14 protein-coding genes are annotated in these 16,526 nt (G+C 68.7%); 10 read left to right on the top strand and 4 right to left on the bottom strand.

Features of this window, described 5'->3' with window-relative positions:
- Nucleotides 1–30 precede the first annotated feature (30 nt).
- On the bottom strand, nt 31–681 hold the full coding sequence (locus NS3_RS22595) for a TetR/AcrR family transcriptional regulator (protein ID WP_067863049.1): 651 nt from the start codon (nt 679–681) through the stop codon (nt 31–33).
- Nucleotides 682–883: 202 nt separating this feature from the next.
- Here NS3_RS22595 and NS3_RS22590 point away from each other — a divergent pair, with 202 nt between their 5' ends.
- Both NS3_RS22590 and NS3_RS22585 read left to right on the top strand, forming a co-directional pair.
- Nucleotides 884–2,320 (top strand): ABC transporter substrate-binding protein, encoded by a 1,437-nt coding sequence (locus NS3_RS22590; protein WP_084495837.1) that lies wholly within the window; start codon nt 884–886, stop codon nt 2,318–2,320.
- A 63-nt stretch (nt 2,321–2,383) separates the two neighbouring features.
- Nucleotides 2,384–3,610, top strand: a complete 1,227-nt coding sequence (locus NS3_RS22585) for a CaiB/BaiF CoA transferase family protein (RefSeq protein WP_067863046.1) — start codon at nt 2,384–2,386, stop codon at nt 3,608–3,610.
- 63 nt (nt 3,611–3,673) lie between these two features.
- On the opposite strand, the gene NS3_RS22580 is transcribed toward NS3_RS22585, so the two are convergent.
- Entirely contained in the window at nt 3,674–4,927 is a 1,254-nt protein-coding gene (locus NS3_RS22580) for an amidohydrolase family protein (protein ID WP_067863044.1), read from the bottom strand.
- 100 nt (nt 4,928–5,027) lie between these two features.
- Entirely contained in the window at nt 5,028–6,101 is a 1,074-nt protein-coding gene (locus tag NS3_RS22575) for an NAD(P)H-dependent amine dehydrogenase family protein (protein WP_067863041.1), read from the bottom strand.
- A 98-nt stretch (nt 6,102–6,199) separates the two neighbouring features.
- Between NS3_RS22575 and NS3_RS22570 the strand changes: the two genes are divergently transcribed.
- From NS3_RS22570 to NS3_RS22545, 5 genes are all read left to right on the top strand, one after another.
- Nucleotides 6,200–7,777: a methylmalonyl-CoA mutase family protein gene (locus NS3_RS22570; protein ID WP_067863038.1), complete on the top strand. Its 1,578-nt coding sequence runs from the start codon at nt 6,200–6,202 to the stop codon at nt 7,775–7,777.
- Nucleotides 7,777–8,175 carry a cobalamin B12-binding domain-containing protein gene (locus NS3_RS22565; protein WP_067863035.1) on the top strand — a complete coding sequence of 133 codons (399 nt, stop codon included), beginning with the start codon at nt 7,777–7,779 and terminating at the stop codon, nt 8,173–8,175. The genes NS3_RS22570 and NS3_RS22565 overlap by 1 nt, the downstream gene beginning before the upstream one ends.
- Before the next feature lie 348 nt (nt 8,176–8,523).
- Nucleotides 8,524–9,480: an LLM class F420-dependent oxidoreductase gene (locus NS3_RS22560; protein ID WP_067863032.1), complete on the top strand. Its 957-nt coding sequence runs from the start codon at nt 8,524–8,526 to the stop codon at nt 9,478–9,480.
- A 132-nt stretch (nt 9,481–9,612) separates the two neighbouring features.
- Nucleotides 9,613–10,656, top strand: coding sequence for a CaiB/BaiF CoA transferase family protein (locus NS3_RS22555; RefSeq protein WP_067863028.1), 1,044 nt, complete (start codon nt 9,613–9,615; stop codon nt 10,654–10,656).
- Entirely contained in the window at nt 10,587–11,906 is a 1,320-nt protein-coding gene (locus NS3_RS22545) for an NsdA family TPR-like regulatory protein (protein WP_507762087.1), read from the top strand. Before NS3_RS22555 ends, NS3_RS22545 begins: the two co-directional genes overlap by 70 nt.
- 60 nt (nt 11,907–11,966) lie before the next feature.
- On the opposite strand, the gene NS3_RS22540 is transcribed toward NS3_RS22545, so the two are convergent.
- Nucleotides 11,967–13,082 (bottom strand): ferredoxin--NADP reductase, encoded by a 1,116-nt coding sequence (locus NS3_RS22540; RefSeq protein WP_067863018.1) that lies wholly within the window; start codon nt 13,080–13,082, stop codon nt 11,967–11,969.
- Nucleotides 13,083–13,157: 75 nt separating this feature from the next.
- Between NS3_RS22540 and NS3_RS22535 the strand changes: the two genes are divergently transcribed.
- Genes NS3_RS22535 through NS3_RS22525 form a run of 3 tightly spaced genes read left to right on the top strand, consistent with a single transcriptional unit; the run spans nt 13,158 to nt 16,525 of the window.
- Nucleotides 13,158–14,570 (top strand): class I adenylate-forming enzyme family protein, encoded by a 1,413-nt coding sequence (locus NS3_RS22535; RefSeq protein WP_067863014.1) that lies wholly within the window; start codon nt 13,158–13,160, stop codon nt 14,568–14,570.
- On the top strand, nt 14,548–15,450 hold the full coding sequence (locus NS3_RS22530) for an acyl-CoA dehydrogenase family protein (protein WP_067863010.1): 903 nt from the start codon (nt 14,548–14,550) through the stop codon (nt 15,448–15,450). The genes NS3_RS22535 and NS3_RS22530 overlap by 23 nt, the downstream gene beginning before the upstream one ends.
- Entirely contained in the window at nt 15,437–16,525 is a 1,089-nt protein-coding gene (locus NS3_RS22525) for an acyl-CoA dehydrogenase family protein (protein ID WP_067863007.1), read from the top strand. Before NS3_RS22530 ends, NS3_RS22525 begins: the two co-directional genes overlap by 14 nt.
- Nucleotide 16,526: the final 1 nt, after the last annotated feature.

Genomic DNA, 16,526 nt, shown 5'->3' with positions numbered 1-16,526 from the left:
TTGCCCCGCAATCCGCCTCGTTTCAGTGGCTCACTTGCCGGAGGTGAATCCGTGCGCGCAGAAATCCCAGATCTCCGCGGCGGTGATCGGCCGCTGATCCTCCTCGGCTGCCGCCGACTGAGCGGTGAACATGACCGTCTGGATGACCATCGCGGCGATGCGGCGCGGATCGATACCGGCACGCAGCGCGCCCGCGGCCTCGGCCTCTTCCATCAGCTCGGTGAACAGCGCCAGCATCGGCGCGTGCGCGACCTTCACCTGGCTGGGATGGCTGACCAGTAGCTGGGGGGCGAAATCGGTGAACAGCGGACGGTGCGCGCCCGGATCGGGCCTGCACAACTCGAACAGCAACTCCACGGTGACCCGCAGCTTGTCGAGAGGTTCGGTCTCGCCGTCGGCGGCGGCGCGCAACTGGTCGGCGGTGCGGCCGAGCGCATCTTCGAACAGCGCGAGCAGTAGCTCGTGTTTGCCGTCGAACTGCAGGTAGAAGCTGCGCAGCGACTGCCGGGAGCGGTCGACGACCTCCTGCACGGTGAAATCCGTGCTGCCCTTCTCCGTGATGATCGCCTGGGCAGCGTCGAGGAACCGCTGAACGCGCTGTTCGGCGCGAAGCTTGGCGGTACGCAGGGAACGCTCGACGGCGCGCTCTTTCCAGGCCGGCTGCTCGCTCGGGCTGGTCACGGGCGCCTCCAGCCCCGGTGATGTGAAGAGAACATGAATGCACTGTACCGGATAACCCCATATCACAAGGGATGCGCCCCCGGTGGGCGTCAGCGTTTCAAAAACGACATACTCATTTCAAGAGAATGATATTCTCCGAACAGGTACCGGCTGTGGGGGTCGCCGGACCCGCTCGCTCACGCCTCGACCACAAGGATGTCCCATGCGCACTCCACGATTCCGCGCGGCGCGCCTCGCTCCCGGCCGAACCGGCACGCGGCGACATCGCACGCTGAGGAAGGCCGCCGTCGCGGTATGCGTGCTCGCGCTGGCCGCCGCGGGATGTGCTCGCGAGCCAGGCGCCGGCGAGGATCCGGGACTCTCGGTCGCCGCGGCCTCCGGCGACTTCGGTGATCTGAAGAGCGTGTGCGGGCCCGGTGACGCCTCGTCCGCGTCGGCCCAGGGCGTCAGCGCCACGCAGATCGAAATCGGGCTCTTCTCCGATATCGGCTTCACCAAGGACCCCGATATCGCCGACGCGGCAAAGGTGTTCGTCGAGTGGTGCAATGCCGCGGGCGGGATCAACGGCCGTGAGCTGGTGACCAATCTGCGCGACACCCGGCTCACCGAGGTGCGTCAGCGCATGCTCGAAGCCTGTCGGGAGGACTTCTTCCTCGTCGGCGGCGCGGCCGCGCTGGACGGACTCGGCGTCAAGGACCGGTTGAAGTGCCTGCTCCCGGAGTTCCCCGCGCAGGTCACCCAGACCGCCAATACCGGCTCGGATCTGCAGCTGGGTGGTGGCTCATCGCTGTCCGAGGACGTCAATCCCTATACGGGCTTCTACAATTGGCTGACCACGCAGGCGTATCCGGAGTCCAAGGGCAAGATCGGCCTGCTCACCGGCGACTCCCCGATCACCAAGGTGATGGGCGACAAGCTCACCGAGGCGCTGACCGCCTCGGGCGCGAATGTCGCCTACAGCGGCCTGTACCCGCTCGGCGGCCTCGCGGACTGGACTCCCTACGCGCAGGCGATCAAGAGCAACGGTGTGCGCGGGCTGATCTTCCTCGGCGAGCACCGGGCTCTCACCAAGCTGGAAGAAGCGCTGACCAGCCTGAACTACAAGCCGGACTGGATCGACGCCAATTCCAATTCCTACAAGCAGGCCTTCCTCGACGGCGCCGGAGCCTCGCTGGCCGCGCAGAACAACTTCGTCGATCTCGCCGGTACGGCGCCGCTCGACGCCGCCGATCAGGTCCCCGCGGTGGCGCAGTTGCGGGACATGTTCGAGCAGTACGCGCCCGACAGCCCCATCACCTACCAGGTGCTGCGCGCGTTCCCGGCCTGGCTGCTGTTCGCCGAGTCCGCGACCGCGTGCGGCGACGAGTTGACCAGGCGCTGTGTGTTCGAGACCGCGAGCAAGGAAACCGCGTGGACCGGCGGCGGCCTGCAGGCCCCGGTCGATCTGAGCAAGCCGCGCTCGGATCAGCCGCGGTGCTTCAACGTGCAGCAGGCGACGCCGGAGGGCTGGCGGGCCGCGGATTTCGACCCCGACACCGGCGTCTTCCGCTGTGGCTTCACGCCTTACCGCTACACCGTCGACCACGGCAAGCCGACCACGCTGGCCGACGTCGACAAGAGCATGTCCGACCTCGAATGACGACGATCGGCGAACGCGGCGACCGACGAATGACGGAGATTTCGAAATGACGGAGATTGTCGAATGACACAGACAACGGAGGCCGACGGCCCGCTCGCGGGTATCCGGGTACTCGAAGTGGCCATGTACGGGTTCGTCCCGTCGGCGGGGGCGGTGCTGGCCGACTGGGGCGCCGACGTGATCAAGGTCGAGCACGCGGTGACCGGGGATCCGCAGCGCGGGCTGCGCCGGGTCGGGCAGTTCGTCGTCGAGAACGACCCGAATCCCAATGTGGAACACGCGAACCGGGGCAAGCGCAGCATCGGTGTCGACATGTCGACACCGGAGGGGCGTGCGGTGATCCACGAGCTCGCCCGCGGCGCGGATGTGTTCCTGACCAGCTTCCTGCCGCAGGCGCGGACCAAGTTCGGCATCGATGTCGACGACATCCGTGCGGTGAATCCGTCGATCGTCTACGCCCGCGGCAGCGCGCTCGGTCCGCGCGGCGTCGAATCCGACCGCGGCGGTTACGACATGACCGCGTTCTGGTGCCGGGGCGGGATCGCCGCCACGATCACCGCGCCCGGTGTCGAGGGCATGATCCAGCCGCCCGGTCCCGCCTTCGGCGACACCATCTCCGGCACCAATCTGGCCGGCGGGATCGCCGCCGCACTGCTCAAACGTGAACGCACCGGCAAGCCTTCGGTCGTGGACGTCTCGTTGCTCGGCAGCGGTCTGTGGTCGCTGGGGCACACCGTCGCGCTGTCCGCGCACGGCAAGAAGCCGATGATCGCGCCGAAGCCGGGCGCGCACGGCGCTCCGACGAATCCGCTGTCGGGTCTCTACTCGACCGCCGACGGACGGTACCTCTCGTTCGTCATGTTGCAGCCCGCCAAATTCTGGGCGGATGTGTGCCGCCACATCGAGCGTCCGGAACTGGCCGAGGACCCGCGCTTCGCCGATGCCGCGAGCATCGCCGAGCACACCGCCGAGGCCGTGGAGATCCTGCGCGCCGAGATCGGGCGCCGCACGCTGGCGGAATGGACCGAGCGCCTGGCGACACTGTCGGGCCCATGGGCGCCGGTGCAGGACTCCGAGCAGGTGCTCAGCGATCCGCAGATCAGGGCCAACGAGTACCTGCGGCAGGCCGGTGAGCTGGAGCTGGTGGCCAATCCTGTCCAATTCGATGTCACGGCGCCGGATCTGCGGCCCGCGCCGGGATTCGCCGAGCAGACCGACGAGGTGCTGCTCGAGCTGGGTCTGAGCTGGGATCGGATCGTGGAATTGAAGGTGGCGGGCGCGGTGTCCTGACACCTCGCCCGAACACGAAGGCGGGCCGCGGCCGGAGAGGCTGCGGCCCGCCTTCGTGCGTGATCAGCCCGCGCGCTTGGCGTAGGCCGCGGCGTACTCCTTGCGCGAGGTGGTCGAGATGTCCACGTCGGTCGCCTTGGCGCGCAGCGCACCGACGGTTGCCTGCTCGCGGGGGATGTGCCGGAACGGATCCCAGTCGAACCAGCGGGTGGCGTTCTCCCAGGTGATCTTGTGGATCTCGTCGTCGGTGGCCCCGGCGGCCTCGAGCTCCTCGAGCACGAACTCCGGCGCGTTGGGCCAGATCGAGTCCGAATGCGGGTAGTCGCACTCCCAGGCGATGTTGTCGATGCCGATGTCGTGACGGAACTTCAACGCCGTCCGGTCGGTGACGTAGCAGGCCAGCACGTGCTCGCGGAAGACCTCGCTGGGCAGCTTGCCGCCGAAGTCACGGCGCAGCCAGCGCTGGTTGGTGTAGTGCCGGTCGGAGCGGTCCAGGAAGAACGGGATCCAGCCGACGCCGCCCTCGGAGAGCGCGATCTTGAGCTTCGGGTAGGCGCGGAACGCCGGTCCCCACAGCAGGTCCTGCGCGGCGATCAGCGAGATGCTCGGGGCGAGCACCATGAGATTGTCGATCGGCGCGTCCGGGGCCAGGCGCAGCACGCCGAAGCCCTGGCCGATGTGCAGGTTCATCACGGTGTTGTGCTCGCACAGCGCCTCGAACACCGGCGCCCAGTACTCGATGTCGTGGTAGCTGGGCAGGCCGTCGATGTGCGGCAGCTCCGGCATGGTCACCGAATGGCAGCCCTTGGCCGCGACGCGGGCGATCTCGGCCACGGCCAGCTGCGGATCCCACAGCGGCAGGATGGCGATCGGAATGAACCGGCCCGGGTAGGCGCCCGCCCAGTCCTCGATGTGCCAGTCGTTGTACGCCTGGATCATCGCGACGGTGATCTCGTCCTTTCGGTGGGCCAGATGCCCGGCGCTGAACCCGGTGAAGGTCGGGAAGCACATCGAGGCCAGCACCCCGTTGGCGTCCATGTCGCGCACTCGATCGTGCACGTTGTAGACCGCCGGGCGCATCTCGGCGTAGCCGGCGGGATCGCGGCCCCACTCCTCGGCGGGCCAGGTGACCACGGCGTTGAGACCCGCGACGCCGGTCGGGCGGTCGCGGTAGATCCAGCGGTCGATGCCCTGATCGTCCACGACGACCTTCGGGGCCAGATCGGCCCACTTCTTCGGGACGTGACCGTCGAACATGTCGAGCGGCTCGACGACATGGTCATCGATGCTCACCAGGATCAGGTCGTCGGTGTTCATGGGACTCCTCGCGTACGTGGGCGTCTGCGGAACGGGGCTGACGTGAGATTGTCAGTCTCGCGAAATTGTCAATCTATCTATAGGAGAATGACGCTCTCGCTCATGGTATAGACGATAGCGGATCGGAGCCCCTGGGTCGAAAGTCTGCGATGATCTGCGGGAGCTCGACCGAACTGCGGATACCCGGCTCGGCGGCGCAGACGGCGGGCACCGCATTGACTGCTCGATGGGCGGTGTAGCCGGGGGATACCTGAGCCATCCGGTCCAGGTCGACAGCGAGCCGGATGTCGACCTCGAGCGGAGCGTCGCCGTCCACCGACAGGTGCCAGCCGGTGTCGCCGATGCGCCAGTCGGCGTCGAGGTCGGCGGTGCAGTACCAGGTCGCGCGGAAGGTCAGTAGAGGTGCGCCCGCCCGGACTCCGGTGACGGTGATGCGCTGGGCGGCGACGGTGCCCGCCGGGATACGGCCTGCGGCGATGTCGACATCGGTGTGCGCGCAAGCGAGTTCGGCATGGGCGGTGAGGTCGTCGAGTGGCAGGCCGAGCGCCCGGGCGACCAGGCGCAGCGAGGGGCCGAAACTGTCGCGCAGGTATGCGGCTCGGCTCGGATCGGCCGTCTGCGCGGGGCCGCCGAATCCCATGATGCCGAACAGCAGTTCCGGTGAGGGGCGCCGGGACAGGTCGGCGTATTCGTCGATCGTCAGGCCGGTCAGCTCGCGCTGGACCGAGGTCAGCGCCAAGGGGATGGCCTCGGTGATGAAGCCGGGGCTGCTGCCGGTGCTGTGGATCGAGGCGCCGCCTTCGGCGCAGGCCGCGGCGACCCGTGCGCGCAGTCCTGGCTCGGTGGTCTCCGGATGGTGGAATCGGCCGCAGGTGGTGACCACGTCGAAACCGGCCGCGAGCAGGCGGCAGACCTCGTCGGCGTCAAAGGTGATCGGCATGTAGAGCACGCAGTCGGCGTCGAGGGCGAGGATCTGCTCGATATCGGTCGTCGCCGTGACGCCCACCGGATCCGTTCCGCACAGCTCACCCGCGTCCCGGCCTGCTTTGTCCGGCGAGTGCACATAGACGCCCGCGAGCGTCATCCCCGGGTGCGCGAGGATCGCGCGCAGTGACCGGCGGCCGATGGTGCCGGTGGCCCATTGGACGACTCGGAAGGGCGGGGGAGTGCTCATGTGCCGTCCGTTCTCCCGCTGGTCCGGGGCGTTCCGATTATGCGTTCGCCTAGAATGGTATTGGCATTCTCATTTTCTGCAAGTAACGTATTCAAGTGATGAACGAGCAAGTGCAGACCTCGTCCGGCATACCGTTGGAGCCGAGCTACGGGCCCGAGGCGAGGCGAACGGATCCGCCCCCGCCGGGCAGTTACCCCTTCACCCGGGGCAACTTCCCCACGGGCTACCGCGGCCGGTTGTGGACCTTCCGGCAGTACTCCGGGTTCGGCACCGCCGAGGAGTCCAACCGTCGCTACCGGTATCTGCTCGAGCAGGGCGGTACCGGACTCTCGGTCGCGCTCGACCTGCCGACCCAATGCGGTTACGACTCCGACGATCCCGAGGTGAGCGAGGAGGTCGGCCGGGTCGGCGTCGCCGTGGACACCCTGGCCGACGCCGAAGTGCTCTTCGACGAGATCCCGCTCGACAAGATCAGCACCAGCTTCACCATCAACGGCACCGCCGCGATCCTGCTGGCCCTCTATGTCGCCGCCGCCGAGAAGAAGGGCGTGCCCAGGGCGAAGCTCACCGGCACGATCCAGAACGACATCCTCAAGGAATACGCCTCGCGCGGCACCTGGATCTGGCCGCCGCAGCCCTCGCTGCGCCTGATCGCCGACACCATCGAGTTCTGCGCCGCCGAGGTGCCGCGCTTCAACGCGATCTCGGTGGCGGGCGCGCACTTCCGCGACGCGGGCGCCAACGCCGTCCAGGAGATGGCCTTCACCCTCGCCGACGGCGTCACCTATTGTGACACCCTGGTCGAACGCGGCCGGATGACCATCGACCAGTTCGCCCCGCAGATCTCGTTCTTCTTCTACACCCACGGCGACTTCTTCGAGGAGATCGCCAAATACCGTGCGGGCAGACGCCGTTGGGCCACCATCGTGCGCGAGCGCTACGGCGCGAGCAGCGACAAGGCGGCCATGTTCCGCTTCGGCTGCGTCGCCGGCGGCGCCTCGCTGTATGCCCCGCAGGCGCAGAACAATCTGGTACGCATCGCCTACGAGGCGATGGCGGCGGTGCTCGGCGGCGTGCAGTCGATGTTCACCGCGGCCTGGGACGAGCCGTTCGCGCTGCCGAGCGAGGAATCGGCGACCATGGCGCTGCGCACCCAGCAGATCCTCGCCTACGAGACCGGCGTCACCCGGGTGGCCGACCCGCTCGGCGGCTCCTACTTCGTCGAGGCGCTCACCGATGAGACCGAGAAACGGATCGTCGAGATCATGAGCGACCTCGAACAGCGCGGCGGCATGGTCCGCTGCATCGAGGACGGCTACCTGCAGGGCCTGATCGCCGACGCCGCCTTCGACCTGCACCACGCGGTCGAGTCGGGACAGCGGCCGGTGGTCGGGGTGAACCGGTTCGTCACCGACGAGCCCGCCCCCGACATCGGCACCTACGCGCTCGACGCCGAGGGCCGCGAGCGGCAGTTGAAGCGACTGGCCCGCGTCAAGGCCGAACGCGACCCCGCCGCCGTGCGGGACACGCTGGCCGCGCTCTCGCGGGCCGCGGAGGGAGAGGACAACCTCATGCACCACCTGATCGCCTGTGCCAACGCCTATTGCACGGTGGGGGAGATGACCTCCGCGCTCAAAGCGGTCTGGGGCGAATTCCAGCAGCCGGTGGTGTTCTGATGCCCGCCCGCGTGCTGGTCGCCAAACCCGGACTCGACGGTCACGATCGCGGCGCCAAGATCGTCGCCCGCACCCTGCGCGACGCGGGTTTCGAGGTGATCTACACCGGCATCCGCAAGAAGGTGGAGGAGATCGTCGCCATCGCGGTGCAGGAGGACGTCGCCGTGGTCGGCCTGAGCATCCTGTCCGGCGCGCACGTCGCGCTGACCCAGCGGGTGATCGACGCGCTGCGGGCCGCCGACGCCTCCGACATCGCGGTGGTCGTGGGCGGCACGATTCCGCGGGCGGACGTGCCGGTGCTGCTGGAAGCCGGTGCGGCGGCGGTCTTTCCGACCGGAACCGCGCTGGAGACGCTGGTCGAGGAGATCCGCGCACTCACGACATCGGCGGCGAACTAGGCCGTGGTGCGCGGCATCGGGACAGCGGTCGAGCCGGTGGGGACGCGTGTGCGATACCTGACGAGTGGGGCGAGAGCCGCGACAGCGGTCGTCGCCGCACGGCTTACCGGGACGACCGAGCGTCGACAGCATCAGCAGCCGGGCCGCGAAGAGCGTGGAGATCTCGCATGGAAGGCGGCGGTGTCCCACGGGGGACGCACCGTCTCCGGCAGCGGCGCTGCGGGAAGCAATGGTCGCCGTCGACACCGGCGGTGACCCAGGAAACGGTGGTCGGCGGCGCGCAGGCCGACGATGGTCGTCGCCGCCGGCCCGATGGTCCGGCGAAGCGCCGGACAGCTTGGAGGAACAGTGCGTATCGGTGTGATGATCGGGCCGGAGAAGGGCGACTCCGGTCGCAAGCTCGACCGGATGCTGCGTGATATCGAATGGGCGGAGTCGGCCGGTCTGGACACCGCCTGGATCCCTCAGATCCCCACCGATTTCGATGCTCTCACGGCCGTCGCGGCCATGGGTTTGCGCACCGGCCGCATCGAACTCGGCACCGCCGTGGTCCCGTTGCAGGCGCAACATCCCATCGCGCTCGCCCGGCAGGCGCTGTCGGTCCATGCGGCCGCAGGCGGCCGGCTCGCCCTAGGAGTCGGCCCCTCACACCACTGGATCGTGCGGGACATGCTCGGCCTGCCCTACGACCGCCCCGCCGCCTACACCCGCGACTACCTCGAGGTGCTCGACGCAGCACTGCGCGGTCCCGGTCGGGTCGACGTCGAGAACGACACGTTCACCGTGCACAACCCCCTCGACCTCGGCCCGGTCGCCCCGCTGCCGGTGCTGATCGCCGCGCTCGGCCCGGTCATGCTGCGCATCGCCGGTGAGCACGCCGACGGCACGGTGCTGTGGATGGCCGACGAGAAGGCCGTCTCCGACCACGTCGTCCCCAAGATCACCAAAGCCGCCGCCGACGCGGGCCGCCCTGCCCCGCGCATCGTCGCAGGACTGCCGGTGTGCCTGTGCGCGCCCGGCGAAGTGGACGAGGCCAAAGCGCGGGCGAACCGCATTCTCGGCGAGGCCGAGGTCTCCCCGAACTACCAGCGCCTGCTCGAACAAGGCTCGGCCCGCGACATCGGCGACCTGTGCATCGCCGGTGACGAAGAAGCGATCGTCGCCGGGCTGCGCCGGTACGCCGACGCGGGCGCGACAGACCTGTCGGTGCGGCTGCTCCCCATCGGCGACACCCGAGACGAACTGGTCGCCTCCAAACGCCGCACCCGTCAGATGATCGCCGACATCGCCGAGGCCCTGCGATGAGCGGGCGGCGCCCGGCGGCCCGCACTCGGCCGTCGGGGTCTTGCCCGCGCATGTGGCCCGTCGGTGTGCGCGTGTTCGTTACGGGTGCTCGCGCGGGATGGACCGGTGGCACGCCGGAGGAGGGACTGTACGGTGAGCGCGGCTGACGAGGGTCCGCTGGCGGGAATCCGGATCCTCGAGGTCGGCACCATGCTCGCGGGGCCGTACGCGACCATGATGCTGGCCGATCTCGGCGCCGAGGTGATCAAGCTCGAGCCGCCGGGCGGCGACATCTCCCGCCAGGTGAGCGACAGCTACTTCGCCAGCCTGAACCGCGGCAAGCGCAGCATCCGCCTCGAGCTCGGCACCGAACGTGGCCAGGCGAAACTCGCCGAACTGGCCGCCGAATCCCACGCTCTGCTGGTCAATCTCAAGCCTTCGGCGATCCACCGCCTCGGCCTGACCTACGACAGCCTGCGTCGCGTGAACGAGCGGATCGTGTGCGTCGCCATCACCGGCTACGGCCTGCACGGCGGCGACGATCCGGCCTTCGACTACGTCATCCAGGCGGCCACCGGCATCGCCGCCCTCACCGGCGACCCCGACGGCCCACCGACCTTGCCCGGCTATTCCTCGGCCGACAACTCGACCGGCCTCACCGCCGCGCTGGGTTTGCTCGCGCAGATCGTCTCCGGGCGCGGCGGCCAGATCGACGTCTCGCTCTACGAGGTCATGCTGTCGCAGTTGAACTACCACGCCGCCGCCTACCTCGCCGAAGGCAAGCGGCCGCAACGCCGCCCGAACGGCGCTCACTCGTATTACGTCCCGGCGCAACTCTTCCCGACCGCGGACGGCCACCTCGCCCTGTTCGTCACCCACGACGGCTTCTGGAAAGCGTTCGCGGGAGAAGCGGGCATCGACGGATACGCCACTATGAGCGAGCGGGTCACCCACCGCGACGAGGTACTCGCGGTCGTGACCGCCGCGCTGGCCGCCGACACCGCGGCGAACTGGGAGATGCGCTTACGGCCGTTGGGCATCCCGGCCGCCGCTGTCCGTGAACTGCCCGAGGCGCTGGACGCCAGTCCCGATGCACTGATCCAGGCGGGGGAGCATCGACTGGTCGGATGCCCGATCCGGGTCGAGGGCTATCGGCCGCGGTATCGGCGGCCGCCCCGGCTCGGGGAAGACGGCTAGCCCGTAGCGCTCGCTCCGGGCGCCGCCATGAGGCAGCGGTCGTGATTTCGGCTACCCTTGCCCGGCAATGGCTTTGCCTTCGAACGATCGTCATTGCCCACCTCGAGCGTAACGGACCCGCCATCCACGATGTTCGCGTCCTACGCCGTATTGCCCGAGCGCTCCATGTTCCGCTTGCCATACTGGTAGTGGAAGACGAAGAGGAGGCGGACGTGAAGCGTCGCGAATTCTTCGAGACCGGCGCCCTCGGAGTCGGCGGAATTGCCGTGTCGGCTGCGAGCGCGGCGGCGCCTCCTGCTCGCGACTCCGGCACCGCCGTCAAGGTCGGTGCCTCTGATGTCGCCGCCATAACGGACAGCATCAGCCAAATCCACGATCTCGATCTCGTGATCGGCGGGGATCGACTGCGTGGTCTCTCCGCCGGGCAAGTGTGCTACGCACAGTATCTGCTCGATGTCGGCACCTACAGCGATGCGGTCGGGCGGGACCTGGCCGGCGCCACTGCCGAGATGATGACGGCAGCCGGCTGGGTGCACTACGACTCCGGGCAATCCGATGTGGCTGCCCGCTACTACACCGAGGCGGCCCAGACCGCGATCGCCGCCGACGACGGAATTGCCGCGGCTCATGCTCTCGGCAACGCCAGCCACCTGATGGTCAACCGGCTGGGATCGAACAGCACCGGCGACCGGATGGCCGTGCAGTACGCCCAGGCGGCTTCACGGGCAGCCCGCCGCCGAGGTGGGCCGAGACTGCGGGCACTCATGGCGCTCCGGGAGGCCGAGGCGAATGGTGCCCGGGGGGATCGGACGGAGATGAATGCCGCGATCGGACGAGCGTTTCGCGCATACGACTCCACGCGCGGCTTCGATCCGGACTGGGTGTACCTGCCCGAAGCCCAAATGAGCGGCGTATCCGGCAAAGCGCATAGGCGGCTCGGCGATCACGCCGCGGCGACCGACCACCTCCGGGAGGCCATCGACAGCTCGGCGGCCTGGCCGAGAGAACGCGCCTCGTGGCAGCTGCACTTGGCGCACAACCTCATCCGGAGCGGGAACACGGCGCAGGCATGCGAGTACCTGGCGGGCACCTTCGCCGCCATATCGGATCTGGCATCCGCGCGGCTCCAGAAGCGACTGGGCGAGCTGGTCGCGGCGGTGCGACCACACGCGAGTGTTCCGGAAGTGCGTGAGTTTCTGGGGATGTGGGCTGCGCGGCGACAGTGGAGTAACCGCCGGGATCGCAGATAGCGCGGCGGTTCTCGCGTCGGCAGTGGAATGTCCAGGCGTGTCCGCCCACTCCCACTGAGCTCACTCGTAGTCGACGGTGATCGAATCCGTATCCGGCACCGCCTGGCAGGTGAGGACGTACCCCTCGTCCAGTTCGTCGTCTGTCAGCGCCTCGTTGACCCGTAGCGTCGCGTGCCCGCTGGTGACCTTCGCGATGCAGGTAGCGCAGTTGCCCGCCTCGCACGAGAACGGCGGGACCAGCCCCGCGCGCCGGGCACTTTCCAGCAGGGTCTCGCCGGCCCGGCGCGGCACCGTCTTCTTCTTGCGGTTGAGCAGGATCGTCACGGTGCCGGTCTCGCCCTGGGGTGGTGGTGCGGCAGTCGCCGGAGTTGCCGCCGACACCGACGTATGTGTGCCGGACGGGCCGATTTCCGGCGAGACGACCGCGGCGCCCCCGGCGATCGGGTCGGCCGACACCGGTGGTGTCGCCGGCACGGGCGTTCCGAACCGCTCGCTGTAGATCGCGCCCGGCCCCGGGAGCGCGTTCTCGACCATCTCCATGAACGCTTCCGGCCCGCAGACGTATGCCTCGCCGTGCCCGTCCGGGCCGACGAAGGCGCGGACGGCGTCGGCGTCGAGGAAACCGCCCGAGCTGTCGAGATGGCGGCGAACCTCGAGCCGTCCCGGGTAGCGCGCGGTTAGTGCGGTCAATGCCTCGCCGAAGATCATCGAGTCCGCGTCCCGGTCGGCGCAGAGCAACCTGACCCGGCGATCGGTGGTGGCCAGCACCGACTTGGCCAGCGACAGGATCGGCGTGATCCCGCTGCCGCCGCTGAATCCGAGCAGCGGCGCGGCGCTCTCGCGAAGGCAGAACCGTCCCGTCACCGGGCCGAGTTCCAGCTCGTCGCCTTCGGTCAGATTGTCGTGCATCCAGTTCGACACCTTGCCGCCCGGAACGCGTTTGACGGTGGTCATCAGCTCGGAGTCGGTCTCCGGCGCGCTGGACATCGAGTACGACCGGTACAGGACCTCCCCGTCCACGGTGACGCGGAACGTGCAGAACTGCCCGGCGCGGTAGGTGATCGGCTGCTCGTGCGGGCGCAGCACGAAGGTGCGCGCGTCCACGCTTTCCTTCACGATCCGGGTCACCGTCGCGGTCTGGAACCCGGCTCGCTGAACGTTCGTGGGTCTCGCCATCGACCGCCTCCTTTGGTACATATATTCTAATATTAAGAGAATCACATTCTCAGCCACGAGACGGGATCATCTCAAATGTCTGTTGGGAGCGAATCCATCGCCCTCGTCTTCGAGGAGCGGTCCTACAGCCGCGTCGAACTCGACGAACTCGCCGCCGGCCTGGCTGCCGACCTCGCCCTCCGCGGTGTCCGGGCCGGTGACCGGGTGGCGCTGATGTCGTCCAACCGGCCGGAGTTCGTCGTCGCCGTGCTGGCGATCTGGCGGCTCGGCGCGGCGGTCGTGCTCATCAGTCCGGCCTGGAAGAACGACGAGGTCGTGCACGCGCTCGCCGTCACCGGGGCGGTGCACGGGGCCGGTGACCATCCCGTGCTGGCCGAACTGCTGCCCATGCGCCACCTCGACAATCCGATCACTCCGCGAACGGCGGACCCGACCGCCGTCGATCCGGCGGCGGAGGCGGTGCTCGTCTTCAGTTCCGGGACCACCGGGATGCCGAAAGCGGTGCGGCACACGCACGGTTCGCTGGCGGTCGCGGTGCGGCAGTGGCGCGAAGTGCTCGGGCTGACCGCCGCCGATCGCATCCAGGTCGCCACTCCGCCGTCGCACATCCTCGGCCTGCTCAATATCGTCACCGCGCTCGATGCCGGAGCGTGGATGCGCCTACATCGGCGCTTCGACCTGAACACCATGCTCTCGTGCATCCAGGACGACCGGATCACCATCGAGATGGCGGTCGCTCCGATCGCCCTGGCCATCGCCTCGCATCCGGATCTCGAGTCCTTCGACCTGAGCTCGCTGCGCTACATCATGTGGGGCGCGACCCCGGTGACCGTCAGCGTGGCCGAGACCGTCACCCGCCGGGCGGGAGTCGCGTGGCTGCCCGCCTACGGAGCCAGTGAACTGCCCGTCATCGCCTGCAACCCGCTCGAGGGCGCGCGCCTGGACAGCGTGGGCAAGGCCGCGCCGGGCGTGGAGGTCCGCGTGGTCGACCTGGATTCCGGGCAGGTGCTCGAGACCGGCGAGATCGGTGAGATCCAATGTCGCGCGGGCTCTCTGATGTCCGGCTACCTGCCGGAGGAAGCGACGGCCGGTGCCTTCGACGAGGGGTGGTACCGGACCGGCGATGTCGGCTACGTCGATCCCGACGGCTGGATCAGGCTCACCGACCGCGCCAAGGAGATGATCAAGGTTCGCGGCTTCCAGGTCGCGCCCGCCGAGATCGAAGCCGTTCTGCACGGCCACCCGCGCGTCACCGACTGCGCGGTCTTCGGCGTGCCCGACGCGGCCGACGGCGAGGCGGTGATCGCCGCGGTCCACGCGGATGAGCCGGTTACCGAGGAAGAACTCGTCGACCTGATCGGCAGCCGACTGGCCACCTACAAGAAACCGCGCCGGATCGTGTTCGTCCCGGAGATTCCCCGCCTGCCCTCGGGCAAGGTGCTGCGCCGAGTACTGAAGGAGCGTCATGGATGTCCGTCTGACCGCTGAACAGCGTCAATTACGCGACGCCGCTGCCCGATTGGCCGACGAACTCGGTCCGGGCTCGGTCGCCGACCTCGACGACGAACAGCGGGTCGCCCGGCTGGACAAGGCCGTCGAGACGGCGGGCTGGCGTTCGTTGCGCTCCGACGGCGCGTCCGGTGTGGAGGTCGCGCTGGTCGCCGAGGAGTTCGGCAGGGGCTTGGTGGACGTCGCCTTCCTCGGGCCGGTGCTGGCCGACGACCTGCTCGGCGAGGGTGGCGAGCCGGGCGAGTGGACCGTCGCCGTGGACGGGCGGGCCGTCGACGCCCGCGGCCGGGATCGGGCTCTGGAACCGGCCGACGGCCTGCTGCTCTGGGCTCCGGTCGGCAATCGGCTGCCCGCCGCCGATCTCACCCGCCGCGATGCGGACCTGGCGACAGGATTCGACACGCTCAGCGAGATCTCACAAGACCGCTGCACCCGGTGGTATGCCCTGGCGATCACCGCTACCGCCGCCGATCAGCTCGGTGCGGCGCGCGGCGCGCAAGATCTGGCCATCGATTACGCGAAGGTCCGCGAACAGTACGGTCACCCGATCGGCAGCTATCAAGCGGTCGCGCACCTGCTCGCCGAGAGCCGAGCGCTGATCGAAGGCTCGATCAGCGTCTTGCGTCACGCGGCCTGGTCGGTCGACGAACTCGATCCGGTGGATGCCCTGCGAGCGGCCCGCATCGCCCATCTCTACATCACCCGCGCCGCCCGCACCGTCTGTGAGACCGCCATCCAGGTGCACGGCGGCATCGGCAACACCTGGGAGTGCCTGGCCCACGTGTTCCTGCGCCGAGCGCTCACCTCGGCCGAGTGGTTCCCCGTACGTTTGGAGGAGATCGACCTTGGACTATCGTGACTCGGCCCGCGAAGCGGAATTCCGCTCGCGCTTGCGCTCCTGGCTCGCCGACAACGCCGCGGACTACCCGAGCAGTGGCGACGAATACTGGGCCAGGCAGGGCGACTGGCACCACGCGCTCTACGCGGCGGGCTTCTTCGGCCTGTCCTGGCCGGTGAAGTTCGGCGGACAGGATCTGCCGCCCGTCTACGACGTCATCCTCGACGAAGAACTCGCGCTCGCCGGCGCACCGCCGCGCCCCAGCCTCGGCTACCTCGTGCAGGGCCTGGGCAGGCACGGCAGCGAGGAGCTCCAGCACCGCTTCCTGCCCGGCATGATCGACGGGACCCAACGCTGGTGCCAGGGTTTCAGCGAACCCGGCGCGGGCTCGGACCTCGCCTCCTTGCGCACCACGGCCGTGCGTGACGGCGACGAGTACGTGATCCACGGCCACAAGATCTGGACCAGCTACTCCGACGTCGCCGACTGGTGCCTGCTGCTGGCCCGCACCGACTCGCATGCGCCTCGGCACAAAGGCATCTCGGCGTTCGTCGTCTCGATGAAGCAGCCCGGCGTCGAACAGCGTCCGCTGCAGATGATCAGCGGCGTCACCCGCGAGTTCGGCCAGGTTCTCTTCGACGGCGCCCGCGTGCCCGCCGATCAGATGGTCGGCGCCCCGGGGGAAGGCTGGAAGCTGGCCATGACCGTGGTCGGCCACGAACGTGAACCCTCGACCCTCGGCTACGCCGCCCGCTACGGAAAACTGGTGCGGCAGTTGGCAGCCCGTGCCGGTGCGAACCCGCCCGGAGACCTGCGCTGGGCCGCCGTGCAGGCCGAGATGCTGCGCCTGCACGTGCGCCGCAGGCTGTCCGAACAACTCGACGGCGTCACCCACGGCCCCGACGGCTCCCTGGACAAGCTCCTCATGACCTGGGTCGACCAATCCGTCGGCCACGCCGCCCTCGCTGTCGGCGGCACCGGCGACGAGGAACTGCTCGGCGCCTATTTCTACAGCCGCGCCCAGAGCGTCATGGGCGGCACCTCGCAGATCCAGAAGAACATCATCGCCTCGCGCATCCTCGAACTAGGAGCCTGAC

Origin of the sequence: Nocardia shimofusensis NBRC 100134 (assembly GCF_001613125.1) — a bacterium.
Taxonomy (GTDB): domain Bacteria; phylum Actinomycetota; class Actinomycetes; order Mycobacteriales; family Mycobacteriaceae; genus Nocardia; species Nocardia shimofusensis.
Note: the sequence above shows the minus strand (reverse complement) of the source record. Positions and strands in the feature narration are given on the sequence as shown.